18 protein-coding genes and 1 pseudogene are annotated in these 17,335 nt (G+C 64.0%); 12 read left to right on the plus strand and 7 right to left on the minus strand.

Annotated elements, in window-relative coordinates; genetic code table 11:
- Window positions 1-215: 215 nt before the first annotated feature.
- From AC2EWF_RS12735 to AC2EWF_RS12745, 3 genes are all read right to left on the minus strand, one after another.
- Complete coding sequence (locus AC2EWF_RS12735; RefSeq protein WP_483639734.1) at window positions 216-1,205, minus strand: aldo/keto reductase; 990 nt, start codon at window positions 1,203-1,205, stop codon at window positions 216-218.
- Between the two features lie 91 nt (window positions 1,206-1,296).
- The gene (gene mug, locus AC2EWF_RS12740) at window positions 1,297-1,824 is read right to left on the minus strand and encodes a G/U mismatch-specific DNA glycosylase (protein WP_483639735.1); all 528 of its coding nucleotides are present in this window, start codon (window positions 1,822-1,824) and stop codon (window positions 1,297-1,299) included.
- Window positions 1,825-1,974: 150 nt separating this feature from the next.
- Window positions 1,975-2,895 (minus strand): LysR family transcriptional regulator, encoded by a 921-nt coding sequence (locus AC2EWF_RS12745; RefSeq protein WP_483639736.1) that lies wholly within the window; start codon window positions 2,893-2,895, stop codon window positions 1,975-1,977.
- Window positions 2,896-3,033: 138 nt separating this feature from the next.
- Between AC2EWF_RS12745 and AC2EWF_RS12750 the strand changes: the two genes are divergently transcribed.
- From AC2EWF_RS12750 to AC2EWF_RS12770, 5 genes are all read left to right on the plus strand, one after another.
- A complete protein-coding gene (locus AC2EWF_RS12750; protein WP_483639737.1) occupies window positions 3,034-4,269 on the plus strand; it encodes an MFS transporter in 1,236 nt (411 codons plus the stop codon).
- A gap of 53 nt (window positions 4,270-4,322) precedes the next feature.
- Window positions 4,323-4,739, plus strand: a complete 417-nt coding sequence (locus tag AC2EWF_RS12755) for a VOC family protein (RefSeq protein WP_483639738.1) — start codon at window positions 4,323-4,325, stop codon at window positions 4,737-4,739.
- 313 nt (window positions 4,740-5,052) lie between these two features.
- On the plus strand, window positions 5,053-5,952 hold the full coding sequence (locus tag AC2EWF_RS12760; protein WP_483639739.1) for a LysR family transcriptional regulator: 900 nt from the start codon (window positions 5,053-5,055) through the stop codon (window positions 5,950-5,952).
- A 160-nt stretch (window positions 5,953-6,112) separates the two neighbouring features.
- Window positions 6,113-6,823 carry an SDR family NAD(P)-dependent oxidoreductase gene (locus tag AC2EWF_RS12765; protein WP_483639740.1) on the plus strand — a complete coding sequence of 237 codons (711 nt, stop codon included), beginning with the start codon at window positions 6,113-6,115 and terminating at the stop codon, window positions 6,821-6,823.
- A 52-nt stretch (window positions 6,824-6,875) separates the two neighbouring features.
- Window positions 6,876-7,112, plus strand: coding sequence for a tautomerase family protein (locus AC2EWF_RS12770; RefSeq protein ID WP_483639741.1), 237 nt, complete (start codon window positions 6,876-6,878; stop codon window positions 7,110-7,112).
- A 295-nt stretch (window positions 7,113-7,407) separates the two neighbouring features.
- On the opposite strand, the gene AC2EWF_RS12775 is transcribed toward AC2EWF_RS12770, so the two are convergent.
- A complete protein-coding gene (locus AC2EWF_RS12775; RefSeq protein WP_483639742.1) occupies window positions 7,408-9,192 on the minus strand; it encodes an ABC transporter ATP-binding protein in 1,785 nt (594 codons plus the stop codon).
- A gap of 300 nt (window positions 9,193-9,492) precedes the next feature.
- Window positions 9,493-10,368 (minus strand): SDR family oxidoreductase, encoded by an 876-nt coding sequence (locus tag AC2EWF_RS12780; protein WP_483639743.1) that lies wholly within the window; start codon window positions 10,366-10,368, stop codon window positions 9,493-9,495.
- A gap of 114 nt (window positions 10,369-10,482) precedes the next feature.
- On the opposite strand from AC2EWF_RS12780, the gene AC2EWF_RS12785 reads away from it, so the two are divergent.
- Complete coding sequence (locus tag AC2EWF_RS12785) at window positions 10,483-11,370, plus strand: LysR family transcriptional regulator (protein WP_483639744.1); 888 nt, start codon at window positions 10,483-10,485, stop codon at window positions 11,368-11,370.
- 128 nt (window positions 11,371-11,498) lie between these two features.
- Here the strand turns inward: AC2EWF_RS12785 and AC2EWF_RS12790 are convergent, their stop codons facing one another.
- On the minus strand, window positions 11,499-12,464 hold the full coding sequence (locus tag AC2EWF_RS12790; RefSeq protein WP_483639745.1) for a GlxA family transcriptional regulator: 966 nt from the start codon (window positions 12,462-12,464) through the stop codon (window positions 11,499-11,501).
- A gap of 122 nt (window positions 12,465-12,586) precedes the next feature.
- Here AC2EWF_RS12790 and AC2EWF_RS12795 point away from each other — a divergent pair, with 122 nt between their 5' ends.
- From AC2EWF_RS12795 to AC2EWF_RS12820, 6 genes and pseudogenes are all read left to right on the plus strand, one after another.
- A complete protein-coding gene (locus AC2EWF_RS12795) occupies window positions 12,587-13,270 on the plus strand; it encodes an alpha/beta hydrolase (RefSeq protein ID WP_483639746.1) in 684 nt (227 codons plus the stop codon).
- Window positions 13,271-13,359: 89 nt separating this feature from the next.
- Window positions 13,360-14,232 carry an alpha/beta fold hydrolase gene (locus tag AC2EWF_RS12800; protein WP_483639747.1) on the plus strand — a complete coding sequence of 291 codons (873 nt, stop codon included), beginning with the start codon at window positions 13,360-13,362 and terminating at the stop codon, window positions 14,230-14,232.
- 144 nt (window positions 14,233-14,376) lie between these two features.
- A complete protein-coding gene (locus AC2EWF_RS12805) occupies window positions 14,377-15,135 on the plus strand; it encodes an MBL fold metallo-hydrolase (protein ID WP_483639748.1) in 759 nt (252 codons plus the stop codon).
- 437 nt (window positions 15,136-15,572) lie between these two features.
- Entirely contained in the window at window positions 15,573-16,001 is a 429-nt protein-coding gene (locus AC2EWF_RS12810) for a hypothetical protein (protein WP_483639749.1), read from the plus strand.
- A gap of 145 nt (window positions 16,002-16,146) precedes the next feature.
- Window positions 16,147-16,311: pseudogene (locus tag AC2EWF_RS12815) on the plus strand (hypothetical protein); the annotation flags it as partial.
- 16 nt (window positions 16,312-16,327) lie between these two features.
- On the plus strand, window positions 16,328-16,597 hold the full coding sequence (locus AC2EWF_RS12820) for a DUF2127 domain-containing protein (protein WP_483639816.1): 270 nt from the start codon (window positions 16,328-16,330) through the stop codon (window positions 16,595-16,597).
- Between the two features lie 91 nt (window positions 16,598-16,688).
- Here AC2EWF_RS12820 and AC2EWF_RS12825 read toward each other — a convergent pair whose 3' ends face one another.
- On the minus strand, window positions 16,689-17,111 hold the full coding sequence (locus AC2EWF_RS12825; protein ID WP_483639750.1) for an OsmC family protein: 423 nt from the start codon (window positions 17,109-17,111) through the stop codon (window positions 16,689-16,691).
- Window positions 17,112-17,335 lie beyond the last annotated feature (224 nt).

The raw sequence follows: 17,335 nt of genomic DNA on the forward strand, positions 1-17,335 counted from the left end.
ATATGGCGGACGCCGGTGTCGGGCGGCCGATCGTGCTTGAAACGTGTGATCCGGCACAGATGACGCGCTTCCTGGCACGAGAGGAATTTGCTCAAGGTGCATGGTCGTAGCCTGCGCGAGGTGCATGGGTTCGGTCGGTGCTGCGCCGTGGTAGGGATGCCAGGCGCGGCTGACTAGTGCAGGGACGCAGCTTCAGCCGGATTTGCTTACGCCCATCACCGATTGGTCTGCCTTTCCATGTGCTCGGGATAACGCGCGCCCTGCACGATGACCTTGTCCAGGGCGTGCTGGATGTCCTGCAGATCCGTCGTGGTCAGCGTGATTTCGGTGGCAGCCAGGTTTTCTTCCAGGCGGTACAACTTGGTGGTACCCGGAATGGGCACAATCCAGGGCTTCTGTGCCAACAACCAGGCGAGCGCAATCTGTGCCGTAGTGGCGGCCTTCCCGCGCGCGATGTTGGCAAGTGCGTCGATGAGCACCTGGTTGGCCCGGCGGGCGTCCGCACTGAAGCGCGGCAGGCGGTTGCGGAAATCGTTCTCGGTGAAGTCCGTGCTGGCGTCGATGGCGCCGGTAAGAAAGCCACGGCCCAGTGGACTGAAAGGCACGAACCCGACACCGAGTTCCTCCAGCGTGGGCAGGATCTCGCGCTCGGGTTCGCGCCACCACAGGGAGTATTCGCTTTGCAGGACGGCAACCGGCTGCACCGCGTGCGCGCGGCGCAGGGTTTCGACGCTGGCCTCCGACAGCCCGAAATGCTTCACCTTTCCTTCGGCAATCAGCTCCCTGACGGTTCCGGCTACATCCTCGATCGGCACCTCGGGGTCCACGCGATGCTGGTAGAACAGGTCGATGCGATCGGTCTTCAGGCGAGTCAACGAGGCTTCGGCAACCTGCCGTATGTGCTCGGGACGGCTATTCAAGTTGCTCCGCCTTCCACCGTCGCCAATGGCAAACCCGAACTTGGTCGCAATCACCACCTGATCCCGTACGGGTTCCAGCGCCTCGCCTAGGAGTTCCTCGTTTGTATATGGGCCGTAAATCTCGGCGGTGTCGAACAAAGTGACACCTCGGTCCACGGCCGCGCGGATCAGCGCGATGCCGGCCTGCGCTTCGACAGGATGCTCGTATGCGTGGGTCAGCCCCATGCAGCCCAGACCCATGGCCGAAACTTCGAGGCCACTTTTGCCGAGAGTTCGCTTTTTCATGGGGTTTTCCTCTGGGTGAGAAACATCCGCCGAAGCCGGCTTCGGCTTTTGGTGGGGCAGGGCAGCGCTTCCACGGGGAAGCTTCGCGAGGTCATGGGAACGCGGTGCCCTGGCATGCGGCCAGATGAAGTTGATGGTAGGCCTCGACAAGACGGTCGAGCGTGAAGGATCGATTGCGTCCACTTGGATTCGGCAGCAGCCAGACGGCGGAACCTCCAAGGCGGGCGCCGGGTTGCAGCCCCCAGCTGATCTCTCGCCGGCCCGACAACGCTGCGTAGGCAGCCTTGCCTAGAAACGCGACAAAACGGGGTCGGTAGCGATCCACCTTCCGCTCCAGTTCGGCTGCGGCGCCGGTGAAGTCTTCGCGCGACAGTTCATCTGCTCGCGCTGTCGGCCGCGTGACCACCGTCGTCAGGCCGCATCGGTAGCCGAGGATCTGTCGATCGTGCTCGGGCCGGATCTCCTCCGTCGTGAAGCCGGCAAGGTGGATGACGCGCCAGAAGCGATTGGCCCGGCCTGCAAAGTGGTGTCCGGTCCCAGCGGCCAACATCCCCGGGTTGATTCCGCAGAACAGCACGGCCAGGTTCGGTGCAATCAGGTCAGGCAGGGCATCGGACACGAATCACCTCATCGGGCGGAATGGATCGCCATGGCAAGCAGCTGCCCACGGTTTGTCGACGCCAGTCATTTGCAGCAGTTCAACGTTGTGCTGGCCTGCAAGGAATGGCTGGAGAAGTACTGCCCGAATCAGCTTGCCGAGCACATGAGGTCAATGCGCGCCGATTCCAGCGAGTTCCTCGGGTATCCGGGCACGAAGGCGCGGTATCGCGAAGTCGAGGAAGGCGCGCAGCTTCAGCGGAATGGGTGCCTGTCCGCCATGCAGGAGATTTATCGGCAAGGGCGGCGGTTCAAATTCTTCGAGTACGACACGCAGCGCACCCTCGGTTAGCGCATCGGCCACCTGGTAAGCCAGCACGTTGATCAGACCGACGCCAAGCTTGGCCGCTGCAATCGCCGCTTCCGCGGTATTGATGGCGAGGCGCGAGTGAACAGGCACGGACAGGGTGCTCTTCCCGGAGCCAAACAGCCACGCGCGCCGTGACGCGAGGACTTCGAAGGAGATGCACTCGTGCTCAACCAGGTCGCCTGGCTTGGTCGGCACTCCATGCGCGGCCAGATAGGCGGGGCTTGCACAGATGACCCGTCGGATGGAGCCGACGCGGATGCCGACCAGGGTGCTGTCAGGCAACTCGCCGATGCGGATCGCAACATCGGTGTGCTCATCCAGCAGATGCACGACGCGGTCCGTGAGCACAAAATCGATGCCGATCTCCGGGTACTCCACCAGGAACGCGGCGATCACCGGGATGACGTGCAGGCGCCCAAAGGCGACCGATGCGGTCACCACGAGCTTGCCCTTCGGCGAGGCGTGCTCGCCGATGGCCAGGCGTTCGGCCTCGTCGACCTCCTCAAGAATGCGCCGGCAGGCGGCGACGTACGAGCTTCCCGCTTCGGTCAATGAAAGCTGGCGCGTGGTCCGGTGGAGCAGGCGCGTGTTCAGGTGCGACTCGAGCTCCCCGATTTTACGGCTGACGGTGGCCAGCGGCATGCCAAGGTGGCGTGCGGCGGCGGAGAGGCTGCCCGAGTCGACGACAGCGACGAGGATGGCCATCGAGTCGAGGCGATTCATTCGAATCTACCGGATTTCGGAAGGATGAATTGCAAAACTAGTGGATTCTCTTTCCGCATGCAAAGGCTCAACCTGCCTGGGCAAACCCCTGGCGGCGACAGCCTGCCGCCGCCGCGGAGCAGACAACTGGAGAATCCCATGAGTGAGCCAGGTACCAGACAACAACATGCAGCGACGCCTGCAGTGGTGTCGCGCGGCAAGATCGTCGCGATGGCGATCGTCGCCGGCGCGGTGATCACCAATGTCTATTGCATCCAGCCGATCTTGCCGCTGATCAAGGGAAGCCTGGGCGTCGATGTGACCACGGTCGATCTGGTGGCCGCCGCCGCGTTGCTCGGCTTTTCGACCGGCCTCGCGCTGTTGCTCCCGCTCGGTGACCGGTTTGATCGGCGCAAGCTCGTACTCGGCCAGATTGGACTGGCTTTTTCGTTCGCGCTGCTGGCCGTGTTCGCACCAAGTATCCGGCTGCTGATCGCGGCGTCGTTCGGCCTCGGTATGGTCAGCTGCGTGCCGCAACAGCTCGTGCCGTTCGCGGCCGTCATGTCGCGACCCGAGGACCGGGGGCGTTCGGTCGGAACGGTGGCCAGCGGCATCATGGTCGGCATCCTGCTGGGACGCACCGTTGCTGGTTTGGTAGGTGCGGCCTTTGGATGGCGGGCGGTCTATGGCGTGGAAGCGGCTTTCATGGTGCCGGTGTTCGTCGCCGCGGCGGCGCTGTTGCCGCGCGGCGTTCCTTCCACAGATCTGTCCTACGGCCGTCTGCTCGCTTCACTCTGGCCGCTGGCGCGTGACAATCGTCCGATTCGCGAGTCGATGCTTGTCCAGGCGCTGCTATGGGCCTGCTTCAACGCTTTCTGGGTCAACCTGGCTGCCCTTCTTGCGACGGGGCCGTGGCACCTCGGCAGCGCCTGGGCCGGAGGCTTCGGCATTGTCGGTGCTGCCGGCGCGTTCGCCGCTTCGCTGGGCGGGCGCGCTTCCGATCGGTTCGGCACACGCACCGTCATCGGCGTGAGCATCGGGACCGTCACGTTGGCGTATCTGCTCCTGTCCGGAGCGAGCACCTCGCTGACCGCGCTCGTGATCGGCGTCGTGGTGCTCGATATCGGCGTGCAGGCCGGGCTGGTCTCCAACCAGACGCGCGCGTTCGCGGTCGACCCGAAGGCGCAGGGGCGCATCAACAGCCTGTACATGACCGCGACCTTCTTCGGCGGTGCCGTCGGTACGGTGATCAGCGGCTGGCTGATGGCACGGTACGGATGGGAAGGCATCGTCGCCTTCGGTATTGCGCTGGGCGTTGTCGCTTCCGCCGCCCACTGGGCCGGGGCACGTCGCAACTCCAAGAGGGGCCTGGGTGTCGCCCCGGCCCAGTCGTGACACTCGGGCTCCGCCAGACCCGACCGTCTCCGATCTAAAGAAAGAGGTGACACATGCAACATCGAAAAGCTCGGACAGTGGGCATCGACCACGTCGGTCTCAGCGTAGGCGATCTCGAGCGCTCCCGCCGGTTCTTCGTGGAGTGCCTTGGATGGGAGGTCGTCGGCGCGAAGCCTGACTATCCGGCGGTGTTCGTGTCGGACGGCGCCACGCGACTGACGCTGTGGGAGGTCGACAAGTCGGGCGGCTACGTTCTATTCGATCGCCGCAAGAACATCGGCCTCCACCACATCGCGCTCAAGGTGACGGACCTGGACGCCCTGCAGGAGACTTTCTTGCGCGTATCCAACTGGCCTGGGGCGGAGGTTGAGTTCGCACCGGAGTCGGCGCCGGGCGGAACGCGCGTGCACTGCATGGTGCGGGAACCCGGAGGTGCCCGCGTGGAATTCGTCTGCTCGGCAGGGGCCTGATGCTGTTGGCCCAGCTCGCTTTCAGCACGAACGATCTTGGCAAGCGCATGTAGGCCGGCGTTTGGCGTGCATAGAGATGTGGCGCCTGCGACCATGGACGCAACCAGCGCGACAGTGAACGCGCCGGGTGCGAATCGAACCTCCCTCCGGAGGGATCGTTCATTGGGCGGAGGCGAGACAGCTGCGGATCCGATCCCGCAGCGCAGCAGCGCCGGCATCGACGCGACCTCCGTCATGGTGGTCAAATCGAGCATCCTGCATCCCATGTTGGCTGCACGCTCGCGAGGCACACGCTATGGATCGTCTTGATGCCATGAAAGTCTTCATCGCGGCGCTGGATGAAGGCAGCCTCGCCGGAGCCAGTCGAAAGACCGGGCGTTCCGCCGCGGCTGTGAGCCGTGCCGTCGCCTTTCTTGAAGCCCATGTCGGCGTGCCGTTGCTGCACCGGACGACGCGGTCGATCAAGCTGAGTGAAGCGGGCGAGCGTTATGCGCAGTCCTGCCGAAAGATCCTGGCCGACATGGAGGAGGCAGACCGGCAGGCGGCTGGCGAGCGCTCGGTGCCTCGCGGCACGCTGACGATCACCTCGACCGTGTTCTCCGGGGTAGAGGTTCTGCGGCCTATCGTCGATGCTTTCATGGACGAATACCCGACCGTCAACGTGCGCATGCATACGTTGGAGCGCCAGGTCAACCTGATCGACGAAGGCATGGATCTCGCCCTGCGCATCACGCATCTGGCCGATTCCACCCTGGTTGCGCATCACGTCGGCGTAGTGCGCAGGGTCGTGGTGGCGTCACCCCGCTACCTGGCGACACACCCGCGCATCGTGGAGCCGGCGGACCTCGCGAAGCACCGGATAATCGCGCTGGCGCATTCGGGGCTGGACTCGTGGAGCTTTCCGGCGTTGAAGGGCACGTCGGTCCCTCGTTCCGTTTCATTTGCGCCGCGTCTGGTGATCAACAACGTGCGGGCTTCCGTCGCGTCGGCCGTCGAGGGACACGGAGTGACGCGCCTGCTCTCCTATCACGTTGCCCGCGAGATTGATCAGCGGCTGCTCGACGTCGTGCTTGCCGACGCGGAGCCGGCGCCGATCCCCGTCAGTCTCGTGTCGCCGTATGGACGTCTTTCCGTACCGAAGGTTCGTGCCTTCGTAGACTTCGCGCTCCCGCGGCTGCGGGCCCATTTTTCAGGCCTGATGCGTCAGTCGTAGACGCTCGACAGATCGCCGATTCCGTCGCGCCGCGGAAGGATGTCTGCCGAATGACAGGGATTCGCTAATCCATGGTGCGCGCCTAGATTGTGGGCTGCCGGGAGCCTCGAACTCATCGACGGTTCCCGCACTCGCCCCCCATCTTCGAGGTATCGGCATCATGAGCAACCAGCGGAAAGTAGCCATCATCACCGGCGCATCCCAGGGAATCGGCGCAGGTCTGGTCAAGGCTTTCCTTGATCGCGACTATCGCGTCGTCGCCAATTCGCGCTCCATCCGGCCACCCGGCAATCCCGATGTCCTGGCGGTCGCCGGCGACATTTCCGATCGCGCGGTGGCGCAGCGCATCGTCGAGGGAGCGATCGCGCACTTCGGCCGCATCGACACGTTGGTGAACAACGCAGGCATCTTTACGGCCAAGCCCTTCACTGCCTTCACCCCCGAGGAATATGCCAAGAACCTGGCCGTCAACCTCAACGGGTTCTTCCATATCACCCAGCTGGCTATCGGCGAGATGGAGAAACAGGGTAGCGGGCACGTGGTCAGCATCACCACTACGCTGGCCGAGCATGCGATTGACGGAGTCCCGTCGGTACTGGCGGCGCTGACCAAGGGTGGACTGAACGCCGCGACCAGGTCACTGGCGACCGAGTACGCCAAGCGCGGCATTCGCGTGAATGCGGTCGCACCAGGCGTGATCAAGACCCCGATGCACGGGCCTGAGACCTACGCCGCTCTGGCCTCGCTGCACCCGGTCGGGCGCATGGGCGAGATCAGCGACGTCGTCGGTGGCGTGCTGTACCTGGAGTCCGCCGGCTTCGTGACGGGCGAGATCCTGCACGTCGATGGCGGCCAGAGCGCGGGTCACTGACCTTGGCCAGGGCCGCCCTGCCGTCCTTTCCATTCCATCGAGGAGAATTCTTATGCCTATGGTCACGATTCAGATTACCCGCGAGGGCTCCGCACCCAACGGGCGGGCTGTCACCGCCGGAGAGAAGGCTGCCCTGATCAAAGGAACCAGCCAGCTGCTGTTGGACGTCCTCAACAAGCCACTCGAATCGACCTTTGTCGTGATCGAAGAGGTCGAGATCGAAAACTGGGGGCGCGGAGGCTTGCCCCTGGTCGAATTCCGCGCGCAGCAGCGGGCGAATCGCGAGTAGCCCGGAAGGGCAGGGTGGCAGCGTGCGACGCCATCCTGCCCTTCCGGCGTGATGGGACGCTCCCATTGCCAGCTTCACCAAAAGCTGGCGTTCGAGGAGGATGATCAGGGTTGGATATCGGCAATAGGAAACGCATCTGCCTCCAACGCGGATGCTCGCCAACCACTTCATTGTCCCAGGTCAGCTATCTACGAAAGTGGTGGCGCACCAGACACTATCGGGTGTCGACGAAAGCCGGGGCGCACCAGCCAGACCGTCGATCGTTACGGATTGCCGTGGCTTGCCAAGTGACAGCTCACCGATATCCCTGCGCCTGCAACGAGAACAGATGTGCGTAGTGGCCATCCTCGGCCATCAGCTGCTCGTGATTGCCGCGCTCGATGATGCGGCCGTCCTGGATCACGATGATCTGGTCGGCCATGCGCACGGTGGAGAAGCGGTGCGATATGAGGATGGCGATGCGGCCGCCGGAGAGCTCGCGGAAGTGTTCGAATATGGTGGCTTCGGCTTGCGCGTCCATCGCGGCGGTGGGTTCATCCAGCACCAGGATGTCGGCGCGTGAGCGCATGAAGGCGCGGGCCAGGGCGATCTTCTGCCATTGCCCTCCGGACAGCTCGCGCCCGTCGTTGAACCATTTGCCCAGTGGCGTCTCGAAGCCGGCCGGCAGGCTGTCGATGAAGTCGCTGGCCATGCCCTTGTCGCTGGCTTCGCGCCAGCGCGCCTCGTCATTGAAATGGATGACATCGCCGGCACCGACGTTCTCACCCACGCGCATCTGATAGCGGGCGAAGTCCTGGAAGATCACCCCGATGCGCTGCAGCAGGACGGATTCATCCCACTCGCGCAGATCGGTGCCATCGAGCAGGATGCGGCCACTGTCAGGCGGGTACAGGCGCGTGAGCAGCTTGATCAGGGTGGTCTTGCCCGAACCGTTCTGGCCTACCAGGGCCAATGATTCACCGGGACGGATATGCAGGTCGATGTCGCGCAGTGCCGGTTCGCCGGCGCCGGGGTAGGTGAAACTGACCCGCTCGAACCGGATGCCGTCCTCTGGCGTGGCGCCATGCTGCGTGGTGCCGGTGGCTGCGGGCACGGGTGTTTCCAGATACTCGTACAGCGTGGACAGGTAGAGGTTGTCTTCGTACATGCCGCCGATCGCCGACAGCATTGCGGACACCGCCGACTGGCCCTGACGGAACAGCGACAGATACATTGTCATCTGGCCCAGGGTGATGCGCGCCATCACGGTGCTGGCGGCGATCCACGCGTAGGCGCCGTATAGCGCCAACGTGCCCAGCAGGCCCAGGCCGAAGCCCCAACTGTCGCGACGCACGGCCAGATCGCGATCGGCGCGATACAACATGTGGAAGATGTCGCGATAGCGCTGCAGGAACAAGGGGCCAAGGCCGAACAGCTTCACTTCCTTGGCATGGTCCTCGCGTGCCAGCACGGTTTCCAGATACAGCTGCATGCGTGTTTCCGGAGAGCGCCAGCGGAACAGCCGGAATGCGTCGCCGGAGAATTTCGTCTCGGCGAAGAATGAGGGCAAGCCCGCCAGCAGCAGCACCGCTACCGCCCATGGCGAAAACTGAAACAGCAGGCTACCGTAGCTGAGCAGCGAGATCGCGTTCTGGCCCAGGCCGAATGTTCGGGTGATCAGCGACAGCGGCCGGCTCGACGCCTCGCGTCGGGCGCGAGTGAGCTTGTCGTAGAACTCCGAATCCTCGAAGTGCGCCAGTTCGAGCGTCAGTGCTTTTTCCAGGATCAACACATTGACGCGTTGGCCCAGTTGCGCACGCAGCAGCGACTGGCACAACGACAGGCCGCGCTGTGTACCGGCCATCGCCGCCACCAGCACACCCTCCAGCACCACCCATTCGAATACCGCTCGCAGCGGGGCTGTTCCGTGCGCCGCCCACAACTTGCTGGCACCGAGCACGGCGTCGACGATGTGCGCACCGACATAGGCAATGCCAGCCGGCAGCAGGCCGGCGATGAGAGTGAGCAGGGCCAGCGCGATGGTCAGCGTGCGGCTGGTGCTCCAGACCAGTTCCAGCGCCCGCCCGCTGTACCGGAACACACCCAGAAAACTGCGGGCGAGTTCTTTCGGTGGAGCGGGAGGGGCTGCATGAGGCGGCACAGGGGAGGTGTGGTGAAGCGCGTGACGAGACGCGAAGCTTTCGAGATGGGGGCCGTGTCACCTCATGCAAGCTTGGCGTGTGATTGAACAGGCGGTAGGGCCACTGCCTGGCCATGTGCCGAAGAGTTCGTAGTCGGGTATGTCTTGCGATTGGCCTGGGTTATTCGGAGCAGTGGGAACTTGGAAGTTACAAAGTGCTCCGAGTGCCGCGCGTCGCGGCACTCGGAAGACTCTACCTGCCTAGCGGCTCCATATTGACGCGGCTTCGTGCGCAAAGGCACGGTACGAGCGCGGAGGGCGACCGAGGGCCCGGGTGAATTTCGCGACCTCTTGGTCCGTTGCGGCTGCGCCGTCCGACTGATAACGGTCCAGCATCAGGCGCATGTCCAGCGCGTGCCAGGCGGGCATGAGGGTCTTCATGCGTTGCTCGACGCTGGCGGTATCGTTGCCGCCGTAGCGGATGGGCTTGCCCAGCACCTCGCTCCAGAGGTCGGCGATGGCCGCGCCCGTGAGCACATCCGGACCGACGACATCGAAGGTCTCTCGCGGGAGGGGCTTGGCGGCGCGCTCGCGACGCAGCAACTCGCGGGCAGCGATATCGCCGATATCGCGGACATCCACCATGGAGATGCCCTTGTCGCCAATGGGCATGGCGTAGACGCCTGCGGTTGTCAGCACCTCCTTCTGATGCAGATCGTTCTGGATGAAATACGCGGGACGCAGCACGGTCGCCGGCAGGGCGAGCGCGTCAATCATGCTTTCTACGGTGTTCTTGCTCGCAAAGTGGGGCACATCGGCATAGGCCGCGCCCTTGTATACGGAGAGGTAGACGATGCCCTTGAGGCCGGCCTCCTTGGCGACGATGAGTGCCTGCATGACCTGCGTCAGCTCGTCGGCGACGTTGGGGGCCAGCAGGAACAACGTGGAGACACCTTCCAGCGCCGCACGGAAGCTGTCGAGGTCGCCCAGATCGCCAGGCACGGCCGTGACACCTGCGGGCAACCGGGCCTGGGCGACCGACCGCGTCAACCCACGGACATCGACACCTGATGCGCTCAACTGCGCCAGGACCTGGGAACCCACGGTTCCCGTACTACCAGTGACCAAGATGCTCATGATGCAAATCCTCGTGATAGGGCGCGGAAGAACGCCGGGGATCACGGTAAGGGGTTCCATCCTTGCTCGGAAGCCACCAAGATTTGGACATCTCGTCTCAAAAACGGAACAACCATGGACCTGAAAGCCCTGACCGATTTCGCCCTGGTGGCTTCGCACGGTGGGTTTGGGCGGGCCAGTCGCGTCAGCGGGCGCTCGAAGGCCACCTTGTCGCGTCGCGTGACAGAGCTGGAACAAAGCCTGGGCGTGCGCCTGATCGAGCGCGGCACCCAAAGCCTGCGACTGACCGAAGAAGGTCGCGCGCTGTTCGAACGCGCGCAGGGGCCGCTTGCGGAAATCGCCGAAGCAGCAGAGGTCGTCACGGTGGGCGCATCAACGCCACGCGGGCGGCTTCGTGTCAGCGCGCCAGTGGTGCTGGCACATGTCGCTTTGGGGCGCGTGGCAGCGCGTTTCGCGCTGGCTTACCCCGACGTGCAACTGGAAATCGACGCCGACGACCGAAAAAGAGATCCCGTCGAAGATGGCTTTGATCTCGTGATACGCGTCAATCCATCGCCTGACGAACGGCTCGTGGGCCGGCGCATCCTGGATGACCAGCGCTGGGTCGTGGCTCATCCGCAGATCATCATGCCCGCCGCCGACGCGGACGCTCCGGTGGCCGGCGTCATCTACTCGCGTACCCCCGAAGATCTTGCATGGCCAATCCTTACGCCCGACGGAGAACACCTGGATTTGCGCGTGCGTGAAGCCTTGCGGCTTTCGTCCTTGCTGATGGTTCACGACGCCGTGCGGGCTGGCGTGGGCGTCGCCATCTTGCCAAAGCTGTTGGTCGAAGACGACGTCCATTCGGGCAGATTGATCCAGTGGGGAACCGATGAACGTCCACCGGTGGAAATCTGGGTGCTGCGAAACTCGCGTCGCCTGGTCGGTGCCAAAGTGCGCGCATTTCTTGATGTGCTGGAGGAGGCCTTTCCGGGGCGTGCGTTTGTGCAATCTCAGTAGTGCGCTTCAATAATTGGGGCGAAACAACGCGGTGCGGCCTCGGCCGGCTGAATCCGATACTCGGTGCGCCCGCGCATTGTCCGAGATCCCCCGATACCGGTGAGACAACGTGCTTCCCGCGCCCTGCGCTAGCCTTGCAAGCCGCGGCTGCGGCGGCGCAAGGCCTGGGGTGAGAGCCCATAGATGCGCAGGCAGGCTCGCCGCATGCGCTCCATGTCGAAGCCGACCTGCCTTGCGATCTGCTCCAGCGGCTCGCTGGCTTCCTCGATCCGCGGCAAGGCCGTTTCGCAGCGCAGGCGCTCGATGGCGCGGGCAGGGGTCTCGCCGGTCTCGGCGGTGAACTGGCGTGCGAACTGGCGTGGACTGATGTTGGCCACTTCGGCCAGCCGCTCGACGGAAAGATGTTCCCTGAGATGCTGGCGGGCGTAGCCCAGCGCGTCGCGGATACGACCCGGGGTCGGCTCGAGATCGAGCATGGTCGAAAACTGCGACTGTCCTCCGCTGCGGCGGTGGTAGACCACCAGGTCGCGCGCGATGGCCTTGGATGTTTCGGCGCCGCAGTCTTCCTCGATCATCGCCAGCGCGAGGTCGATCCCGGCGGTGATGCCGGCGGAGGTCCAGATGTCGTCTTCGCGGGTGAATATCCGGTCCGACTCGACCTTGATGGCGGGGTAACGTCGTTGCAGCTCGGGTGCACAGCGCCAATGCGTGGTGGCCCGGCGGCCGTCCAACAGATCGGCCGCCGCGAGCAGGAAAGCCCCGGTGCAGACGCTCGCCTTGCGTCGGGCACGCGGGGCGATGGCACGAACGAGGTCCACCGTCTCCGCTTGTGTATCGAATACGTCCGGCGTCGGCGCACCCACCACCATCAAGGTGTCGACATGCCCTCGAGGCGATGGCGCCGTGGTGTCGATGGCGATCCCGGAGCTTCCGCGGACCAGGCCGCCCTCAGCGGAGATGACGCGGATGTCGTAGCCGGCCTGATGAAAGTCTCTCGCCAGCGTGAAGGCGCAGAGCGGGCCGCCAAGGTCGAGCAACTCGAACCCGGGGAATACGACAAACCAGAGCGTTCTCGCTGTTTTCGGACGCGGCATGCCGGATTTCCACGGTTGGCAGGATAAGTGGCAATTATGTCCTTTCTGCCATCCGCGCGGGGGCCAAGATTTCTCCGTCAAACCACCCACGGCCACGGCCGACTACCGACGGAGAAAAACTGATGAACACTTCCATCCCCAATGTGATCCTGGTCCACGGTGCCTGGGCCGATGGCTCGAGCTGGTCGAAGGTGATCCCGCTGCTGGCCAGCAAGGGCCTCGCCGCCACCGCCGTGCAGCTTCCGTTGACCGGCTTCGAGGCCGACGTGGCCGCCGTGCAGCGCGCCATCGCGCTGGCGGAAGGCGACGTGGTGCTGGTCGGCCACAGCTATGCCGGCGCGGTGATCGGCGAAGCGGGCAACGACCCGAAGGTGGCCCGCATGGTCTACATCGACGCGTTCGCACCGGACGCGGGCGAGTCAGCGGGTACATTGTTCGAGAAGTTCGAGGCGGCGCCGCTCAACGACGAAATCCGCCCGGATGCGCAGGGATACCTGAAGCTCACCCGTGACGGCGTCTTCAAGCTGTTCGCACAGGATCTGGACGACACCGATAAGGCCGTCATTTACGCCACGCAAGGACCGCTGCACGCCTCCGCACTGGGCGGCACGCTGACCGAGGCGGCATGGCGCAGTCGGCCCACGTACTACTTCATCGGCAACCAGGATCACGCGATTCCCCGCGTCGAGCAGGAGCGCATGGCTGCGCGCATGAACGCCACCGTGGCGCACGTCGATAGCAGCCACGTTCCGATGCTTTCCCAGCCGCAGGCTGTGGCTGACTTCATCGTTTCGGCAGCGGTTTGATCCGCCAACCCTGGACGCGACAGCGGTATGGCGTGGCGCCCGATCCCGGATGGGCGCCACGCCCTGACGACACGCAGGAGTGATATCCCATGATGATCAAGGCAAATGATCTCGAGCTACATGTCGAGCAACGCGGCGCGGGCGGACCGGCGCTGGTGTTCCTGCACTACTGGGGCGGTTCCTCGCGCACCTGGCAACACGTGGTCGACGCGCTGTCCCCCGACTACCGCACCGTCGCCATCGACCAGCGCGGCTGGGGCAAGTCCGCGGCGCCGGAGGCCGGCTATGCGTTGAGCGATCTGGCCGACGACGTGCTCGCCGTGGTCGACGCACTGGCGCTGGAGAGCTACATCCTGGTCGGCCACTCGATGGGGGGCAAGGTCGCACAGCTGGCGGCATCGCGGCGCCCGCGCGGGCTGCGCGGGTTGGTACTGGTAGCTCCGGCGCCGCCGACGCCGTTGGCGCTTCCGCCCGAGGCTCGCCAGAGCATGGTGCATGCCTACGATTCGCGCGAGAGCATCGTCGCGACCGTGCAGCAGGTGCTCGCACCCGGCGGCTTGTCCGACGGCGATCTCGACACGGTCATCGCGGACAGTCTGGCCGGCGCCAGCCCAGCCAAGGCGGCCTGGCCGCTGGCGACCAGCCAGGAAGACATCACCGCAGTCGTACCGAAGATCGATGTGCCAGTGATCGTGATTTCCGGTGAGCACGATCGGGTCGACCCACCTGAGGTATTGCGGCGTGAGCTGCTGCCACACATTCCCCAGGCCAGGCTGGTGGTGATCCCGGGCATCGGACACCTGTCGCCGCTGGAGGCACCGTCGGATCTCCCCAGCATCATCAAGGCATTCGTGCTGGCGCAAACCAAGGGCGGCTTCTTCGCGCTGCCCGAATCCCAGCGCGAAGTTGCGCTGACCCGTTGCGGTGACTGCGGCATGGCCCGCCTGACCGCAGACGCATGAGACGCATCGCGTCATCCGTAACCGCACCGGCGCCCGCCAGATGACGCCAATGCTTCTCACCGCAAGCGACGCATGCGTGGTGGCGAAGAACCCGCTACCAAGGCGGCTTGCCTCAACACCTCCACACTTCACCAGGACACGTCCATGGCCAACCAAGAGATCATCCAGATCCCCATCCTGCCGTTCAACATGGTCAACGCCCACCTGATCAAAACCGACGAAGGCAGCATCCTCGTCGACACCGGCATCCCCGGCTCCGAACGCAAGGTCGAGCGCGTGCTGCACAAGCATGGGCTGACCTTCAGGGACATCAAGCTGATCGTGGTGACCCATGCGCATACCGACCACGCCGGCAGCGCCGCACGCATCCGCGAGCTGTCCGGTGCGCCGATCCTGGCGCACAAGGACGACACCGACTACTACAGCCGCAAAGTGCCGATGACCTACTGCACCACCGGCTGGGTGGGCAAGCTCTTCGTCAAGACACCGGTACCGCACGAGCCCTACGTGGGCTTCGCGCCCGACCTGCTGATGGAAGACGCCGAGACGATTTCGCTCAAGGATTTCGGCGTCGACGGCATCGTGCGTCACACTGCAGGGCATACCCCCGGCTCGATCGGCGTCGAACTGGCCTCGCAGGATGCGCTGGTCGGCGACCTGATTGCCTCGGGCATCCTGATCGGTGGCATCGCGTTCAATGGCCGCGCCATCCGTCCGCCGTTCGAGGACGACCCGCAGACCGTCGCTCGTGAGCTCGAGCGGCTCGTCAATAGCGGTGCCAAGCGCTTCCACATGGGTCATGGCGGCCCGCTGGAGGCTCCCGAGGTGCTCCGCCACGCCAAGGTGCTGGCCAAGCTGCATCCGGATCATTGTGTATGCGGCCAGCACGCGGCGGCACAGTAAGGCAGCAACAGGTCAAGGTTTGGGAACGGACAGGATCTTTCCTGCCAGGCCTACTGAAACGCGCGTGGGCAAAGTATCCGGTCGGCAAAAAATGGTCCCGGGCAGGGCAATTAGGGATGGTTATCGGGGGTAAGTGGACCAGCAACGGTCGGCACTGGAGGCGAGCAAGATGTGCCAAGCGACCACATGCGATGCGGACTCGCTCTGCAGGGAAGGGCAGCGCGTCTGGTTATACGGTGACTGCCAGCTGTACAACGCCGGTCGGTCCGCACACAGCTAAGTGACCCATAAGATACTGGACGTATCTAGGAACCATGCGAAATGAGGCGAATGGTGATGTCGATCATTCGCTCGGCGTGGTGGATCGACCGGCTGGATCCTCTGCTCGCATGACGTACGAAAGCCGGACATCGAGACAAAGCCGACGGAGGTTCGTCATGGTCAAGCACTTGGCTGCGAAGAAAATGTTGATCGGACTGGCAGTTGCCACCGTGTGCGCCATGCCGCTGGGCGCATCGGCCCATGATCACTGGGATCACGGCGATCGGTATCAGCATGGTTGGCAGCATGGTGATCGCGGCGACTGGCATGGCGATCGTGATGAATGGCATCGCGATGGCGACAGATGGCGTCGCGGCGACGACAGGGACGGTGGCCAGTGGATAGCAGGCGCGATAGTCGCCGGTGCGGTGGATGGCCTCATCGACGGTGCCGTTGCTCCAGCCCCCCGTTACTACGAAGTTTCGCCGAGGGTGGTCTATCGTCGGCCCACTAGGGTGATCTACGAAGATTCGCCAGTGGTCACGCGAGCGGTCGTGTACGGCGCACCATACGGACGACGTTACGACGACGATGATGGCGACTGAGCTTGAACGGTTGGTTCGGACAGGAGCCCGGTCCCCCGGGCTCTTCAGTTGCAGGATTGACGAGCGGCGCATGCGATACCTATCCACGCAAACAGCGACCGACAAGGCATTCGCAATCGCTCTCGTGCTCTAGGCCATCGATGCCCTGGGCGAAGTGGTGGGCGGCTTGTGGCTGCTGCTGATCGATCCGCAATGGTTGCAGGGCAGGGGCGCTGCTCTCGTGGCTCCCGAGCTCCGCGAGGATCCGCACGATTTTTTCGCCGTGCATATCCTGCGCTGGGCAATCCACTTTCAGCAGCACGCCATGCTGTTCGCGACCTTGGTATCTGCTTTCGCATGGGGTGACGAGGCTGATCGTGTTGGTGGAGATCGTGCGCGGCCGACTGTGGGCCTACCCAGGACTGATCGTGCTGACCGCACTGTTCGCGGCGCACCAGATCTACTACATGGCCGCGACGAGTCTATCAGCCAGCTATCTCGCGCTGACGCTGTGTGATCTGCTGATCATTGCCCTAACCACCGTGGAGTACGCAAAGCTCCGCTCTCGCAGCGAGACCATCTCTCATTTTGGCCACAACGGATCCGAAGGGGAGTGATTAGGTCAAGTCATCGGGGGTAGGGTGGACCGAGGCTGTGCGAAATCGAATGGCTGGCACTCGACGGATAACCGATGGTCGTAGATGCAGATCAACAGGCCCGTCGCAGGACTCCGGTCAGCACTGTGCCGGGCGCGACCGTGTTGAACACGGTGCCGTACTTCTTGACGTTCTCGTGCAGCAGTTCGAGCCGGTGTTCGCTCTCATCGGTATCGATCAGAATCTCGTAATCGATGGATTCCATACGTGGCGGCGCATCCTGACGTACACCGCGTACTCGAACCTCCACACCGCGCAGGTGAAACTTCAGGATTGGCGTAACACGCTCGATGCCCTTGATGATGCACGCAGAAAGTGCCGCCAGTAGCAACTCGGCCGGGTTGAAGGCATCGCGACGACCGGCCAGATCGGTGTCCAGCGTGATGTCGGCATCCTTGCAGTGCGCCGTGCCGCCGTGCGCATCAACGCGCCTCGCGCTGACACTGAAGGTCATCTTTTTCGAAATCTCAGCCATGGCTTTTCCTCAGAAAACCCTCTCAGCGGCGAATCTCGCCATGTCCAGCGTCTACTTTCGCCCAAGGTGTCACCTGACGCAGGGCCAGCGAACGCATGGCCTGGTCGATCTGGGCCGCGGCCTGGGCGGCGAATTCCGGTCCCTGGGAATGTGCGGTCCTGCGGTCGTCTCGACCAGGAATCCCGTGCTTGGATTCTAGTCCGGCAGGGGCAAACACGCGCGGT

The organism is Rhodanobacter sp. sgz306013 (assembly GCF_057031145.1).

What these genes read in the sequence shown, in the direction of transcription:
- AC2EWF_RS12735 (WP_483639734.1), bottom strand. Translation starts at nt 1,205, where the DNA reads ATGAAAAAGCGAACTCTCGGCAAAAGTGGCCTCGAAGTTTCGGCCATG.
- AC2EWF_RS12745 (WP_483639736.1), bottom strand. Translation starts at nt 2,895, where the DNA reads ATGAATCGCCTCGACTCGATGGCCATCCTCGTCGCTGTCGTCGACTCG.
- AC2EWF_RS12750 (WP_483639737.1), top strand. Translation starts at nt 3,034, where the DNA reads ATGAGTGAGCCAGGTACCAGACAACAACATGCAGCGACGCCTGCAGTG.
- AC2EWF_RS12755 (WP_483639738.1), top strand. Translation starts at nt 4,323, where the DNA reads ATGCAACATCGAAAAGCTCGGACAGTGGGCATCGACCACGTCGGTCTC.
- AC2EWF_RS12760 (WP_483639739.1), top strand. Translation starts at nt 5,053, where the DNA reads ATGAAAGTCTTCATCGCGGCGCTGGATGAAGGCAGCCTCGCCGGAGCC.
- AC2EWF_RS12765 (WP_483639740.1), top strand. Translation starts at nt 6,113, where the DNA reads ATGAGCAACCAGCGGAAAGTAGCCATCATCACCGGCGCATCCCAGGGA.
- AC2EWF_RS12770 (WP_483639741.1), top strand. Translation starts at nt 6,876, where the DNA reads ATGCCTATGGTCACGATTCAGATTACCCGCGAGGGCTCCGCACCCAAC.
- AC2EWF_RS12780 (WP_483639743.1), bottom strand. Translation starts at nt 10,368, where the DNA reads ATGAGCATCTTGGTCACTGGTAGTACGGGAACCGTGGGTTCCCAGGTC.
- AC2EWF_RS12785 (WP_483639744.1), top strand. Translation starts at nt 10,483, where the DNA reads ATGGACCTGAAAGCCCTGACCGATTTCGCCCTGGTGGCTTCGCACGGT.
- AC2EWF_RS12790 (WP_483639745.1), bottom strand. Translation starts at nt 12,464, where the DNA reads ATGCCGCGTCCGAAAACAGCGAGAACGCTCTGGTTTGTCGTATTCCCC.
- AC2EWF_RS12795 (WP_483639746.1), top strand. Translation starts at nt 12,587, where the DNA reads ATGAACACTTCCATCCCCAATGTGATCCTGGTCCACGGTGCCTGGGCC.
- AC2EWF_RS12800 (WP_483639747.1), top strand. Translation starts at nt 13,360, where the DNA reads ATGATGATCAAGGCAAATGATCTCGAGCTACATGTCGAGCAACGCGGC.
- AC2EWF_RS12805 (WP_483639748.1), top strand. Translation starts at nt 14,377, where the DNA reads ATGGCCAACCAAGAGATCATCCAGATCCCCATCCTGCCGTTCAACATG.
- AC2EWF_RS12810 (WP_483639749.1), top strand. Translation starts at nt 15,573, where the DNA reads ATGGTCAAGCACTTGGCTGCGAAGAAAATGTTGATCGGACTGGCAGTT.
- AC2EWF_RS12825 (WP_483639750.1), bottom strand. Translation starts at nt 17,111, where the DNA reads ATGGCTGAGATTTCGAAAAAGATGACCTTCAGTGTCAGCGCGAGGCGC.